The sequence below is a fragment of the Mycobacterium sp. 1423905.2 genome (assembly GCF_001673155.1).
Taxonomy (GTDB): domain Bacteria; phylum Actinomycetota; class Actinomycetes; order Mycobacteriales; family Mycobacteriaceae; genus Mycobacterium.
Genome location: NZ_LZLE01000250.1, coordinates 1 through 4,093, shown reverse-complemented (window position 1 = coordinate 4,093; position 4,093 = coordinate 1). Strand labels below are relative to the sequence as shown.

Annotated in this window: 4 protein-coding genes; all 4 read right to left on the bottom strand. The window is 64.1% G+C overall.

The annotated features are described in order from the left end of the window. On the bottom strand, window positions 1-1,298 hold a 1,298-nt coding region (locus tag A9W95_RS16065), incomplete at its 3' end, for a serine/threonine-protein kinase (protein ID WP_156746234.1). A gap of 314 nt (window positions 1,299-1,612) precedes the next feature. Then, window positions 1,613-2,728 carry a phosphate ABC transporter substrate-binding protein PstS gene (gene pstS, locus A9W95_RS16060; protein ID WP_067414607.1) on the bottom strand — a complete coding sequence of 372 codons (1,116 nt, stop codon included), beginning with the start codon at window positions 2,726-2,728 and terminating at the stop codon, window positions 1,613-1,615. 56 nt (window positions 2,729-2,784) lie between these two features. Continuing rightward, window positions 2,785-3,714 (bottom strand): Ku protein, encoded by a 930-nt coding sequence (locus A9W95_RS16055; RefSeq protein WP_067414604.1) that lies wholly within the window; start codon window positions 3,712-3,714, stop codon window positions 2,785-2,787. 68 nt (window positions 3,715-3,782) lie between these two features. Then, a complete protein-coding gene (locus A9W95_RS16050; protein WP_067414601.1) occupies window positions 3,783-3,983 on the bottom strand; it encodes a CsbD family protein in 201 nt (66 codons plus the stop codon). Between the last annotated feature and the right edge of the window lie 110 nt (window positions 3,984-4,093).

The following is a 4,093-nucleotide window of genomic DNA, read 5'->3' as shown; positions in this document are numbered from 1 at the left end:
GCGGCGACGAGCACCACCACCGCCGCGACGGCCCCGATGATCAGTCCTTTGCGCTTCTTACGCGGCGGGGGCTTCGGAGTCGGCTGCGGTGGCTGGGCTTGCGGCGGCCCAACGGGGCGCGGGGCGGCGGGTGCGATCCCGGTCGCGACTCCGGGCTGGCTGACCCAGCCGCCCGTGTTGGCGACGGGCGCGGCCTGAGTCCACTGATCCGACGGGTTGGACGTGTTGGCCCAGCCGCCGTTGTTGGGGGGCACCGGCTGTGCCATGGTCTCGTCACCGGTGCGGTACTGCGGTGGTGGAGCCATGGCCCGCTGGGTTTGCGGGTGCGAACCCGAGCCTCCCGTGTAGTTGACCCCGTAGCTCCCGGAGCCGACGCCGAAGCCTTGCTCGGCGACGGGCGCGATCAGCGTCGCGTTATCTCCTTGTCGGAGAATGGTGGCTTCCTGGCGCTGTTCGGGACTGGTCAGGGCGTCATGGGCCGCCATCGCCAAATCGCCGGCGGTCATGTACCGCTCCTGCGGGTTCTTGGCCATGCCCTTGGCGATCACCCGGTCCAAAGCTTCCGGCACCCGGCCGGGCCGAAGCACACTCGGGCGGGGCGGCGGCTCCATGAGGTGTGAGGCGATCAACCGTTCCACGCTGTCGGCCCGATACGGCGGCGACCCGGTCAAGCACTCGCCCAACACGCAAGCCAGGGCGTAGATGTCGGCGCGGTAGGTCACCTCGTCGTTGGTGAACCGTTCCGGCGCCATGTAGTTGTAGGTCCCCACCGCCATCCCGCTCTGGGTCAGTTCCGGGTCGTGCGCGGCGCGCGCGATACCGAAGTCCACCAGGTAGGCGAAGTCGTTTGCGGCGATGAGGATGTTCTCCGGCTTGACGTCGCGGTGGGTGACGCCGCTGGCGTGCGCGGCGTCCAACGCTGCGGCGATCTGTCGCACGATGGCCACCGCGCGCGCCGGGGTGAGTGGACCGAACTGGGTCAGCATGGAACGCAGTGAGACGCCGTCGATCAGGCGCATCTCGACATAGAACTGCCCGTCGATGTCGCCGTAGTCATGGATCGGCACGATGTGCGGCTCGGTCAGCCGGCCGGCCGTATCGGCCTCGCGTTGCATGCGGGCGCGAAAGACCGGGTTGTCGGAGTACTGCGAGGAGATCAACTTCAACGCCACCACGCGGCGTTTGCGGGTGTCCTCAGCCTCGTACACCTCGCCCATGCCGCCTCGGCCGATCAGTCGCACCAGCTCGTATGGCCCGAAGCGCGACCCCACCCGCGAATTCGTCCCGGTGTTGGTCACCGTCGACGCTCCCTTCGCTGACCGCTCAATCGTGCCGGCGAATCAGCCTTGGTTCTTTCTCTTTTCTGCCCAGCAGTACCGCCCCGTCGGAACCGAGGGTTAACACACGGTAAATCCTGGGAGAGCAGGCACACAACAAAATCGTACGACTCACAGTGAACTTTGAATCACGACTAGGTAACGATCGTCGGCCGCTGCCGACGCCATATCAGCCAATGACGTTGACGGGCAGTCGATTTCGTTCGGCGCACCGAATTCAGCGGGGCTGTGCGCGGTGGCGTCCCGTTCGGGCGGCGGCTGACGCTGACCGCCACTCACGCGATGGCGTTAACCGCCGGCAGTAATTTGCCACGGAACGAGCTGGGCAGCGGAATGTAGCCGTACTCGTCCAGGCCATTTTGGCCGTCACCAATTGTGGCCTGCATGAATGCCTTCACCGCTTGCCCGGTGGGTGAATCGGGATACTTCGAGCAAACGATCTCGTAGGTCACCAGCACGATCGGATAGGCCCCGGCTTGAGTCGGTCGGTAGAACGTCGAAGTGTCGACCACCAGGTCATTGCCGCTGCCCTTGAACGCGGCCCCAGCAATGGTTTTACCGACCGATTCGGCGGTGATGTTGACCGGGTCGGGACCGGCCGAGGTAATGATCTGCGCCATGTTCAATTGGTGGCCCACGGCAAAGGACCATTCGTTGTAGGTAATCGATCCGTCAGTTCGTTTCATGGCCTGTGAGGTGCCGTCGTTGCCGGTGGCGCCTTCCCCGACACCGCCGTTGAAGGTCTGGCCCGCACCTTTGCCCCACGCGCCGTTGGAGGCCGCATCCAGGTACTTCTGGAAGTTGTCCGTGGTGCCGGACTGGTCGCCGCGGAAGACGACGTGAATCGGTGTCGGCGGCAGGTTGGTGCCCGAGTTCAGCGCCTTGATGGCCGGGTCGTCCCACTTCGTGATCGCGCCGTTGAAGATCTTGGCGGCCGTGGGACCGTCGAGACTGAGCGAGCTCACCCCGTTGATGTTGTAGGTGATCGCGATCGGGCCGAAGACAACGGGGATGTCCCATGCCGGTGATCCGCAGCGCTCTTGCGCCCGGTCCGGCTCACCCTTTGCTGCGTCCATCGGGGAGTCCGAGCCCGCCAGGTCGGTCTGATTGCCGATGAACGCCTTCATTCCCGCGCCCGACCCGTTGGCGTTGTAGTCCAAGGTGTGGCCGGGGCAAGCATGGATGTAGGCGTAGACGAACTGCTCCATCGCGTTTTTCTGCGCCGTCGAGCCTGCCGCCAAAATCTTTTTCTTGCCGCCACAGTTGACTGGAACGACGGGGCTGCTGGAAGTCGACGACGCCGGCGTATTGGAATGGCCGCCGCACGCCGTCAACGCCATTGCACACACGACGAAAAGGCTCATCGCGGCGTTAGCTCCAGTGAACTTCACGTGACCTCCTGGTGAAGATTCCGGGTCGGCAGCACGACGAGCTTACGCCGGTCGATTTATTTTGACCCCGCTTTCGCGGCGGTCTTCTTGGCGGGAGCCTTCTTCGCCGTCTTCTTGGCGCCCTGTTTGGCCGGGGCTTTCTTTGCCGGTTCTTTCTTGGCCGGGGCCGTCTTCTTGGCCGGCTGCTTACCGTCGCCGGACCGGGCTTTGACGCTGGCCTCCAGCTTGGCGAGCAGGTCGGACACGTCTTCGGTCTCGTCTAGCTCCTTGGGCTGATCTTCGACCGTAAAGGCTTCGCCGCCTTGCAGTTTGGCGTCCACCAGTTCTTGCAGCTGTTCCTGATAGGTGTCGTGGTAACGGTCGGGGTCGAAGTCCTCGGCCATCGACTCCACGACCTGACCAGCCATCTTCAGTTCCGCCGGCTTGATGTCGACTTCTTTGTCCAGCACCGGGAAGTCGGGATCGCGGATTTCGTCGGGCCACAGCAGGGTGTGGATCACCATCACGTCGCGCTTGCCGAAGTCCTTGACACGCAACGCCGCTAGCCGGGTCTTGTTGCGCAGTGTGAAGTGCACGATCGCCATCCGGTCGGTCTCGGCGAGCGTCTTCGCAAGCAGCACATAGGATTTAGACGATTTCGAATCGGGCTCCAAGAAGTAGCTGCGGTCGAACAACATCGGGTCGACCTCGCTGGCCGGAACGAATTCCAGGACTTCGATCTCGCGGCTGCGTTCCTCGGGCAAGGTGGCGATGTCGTCGTCGGTGATGATCACCGATTGGCCGTCGTCGGACTCGTAGGCGCGCGCGATGTCGCGGTATTCGACGACTTCGCCGTCGACCTCGCAAATGCGTTGGTAGCGGATGCGCCCGTTGTCTTTGGCGTGTACCTGATGGAACTTGATGTCGTGGTCTTGGGTGGCGCTATAGACCTTGACCGGCACATTGACGAGCCCGAAGGCGATCGAACCCTTCCAGATGGAGCGCATGCAGTCAGTATGCCCACACCATCGGTGGGTTAACAGCTAGCGCCGCGCACCCCGCGCGGCGCTCGGCCTCACCGCGCCGGGCGGCGCCGGGCAGTCCGCGGCCGGAACACGTCCTTGAGCTTTTCACCGGCGTCCTTGAAGTCGGCCCGCCGCTGGTCGTTTCGACCTTCCACCTCGAGCCGGCGATTTCCGGTGGCTCGGCCCATGGCCTCTTTGGCCATACCGCCGACCTTTTGGAACTTGTTCCTCGCCTTGTCCGCACCAGCCATGGCACAACCTCCTTCGACGTGCAAAGCGGGTACCCGCCCGGCGCGTGAGGTAATCGCGCGTAAAGCCGTAGGGCGTGAAGGTTTTAGCCAGTGCGCGCCGCGTCGAGGGC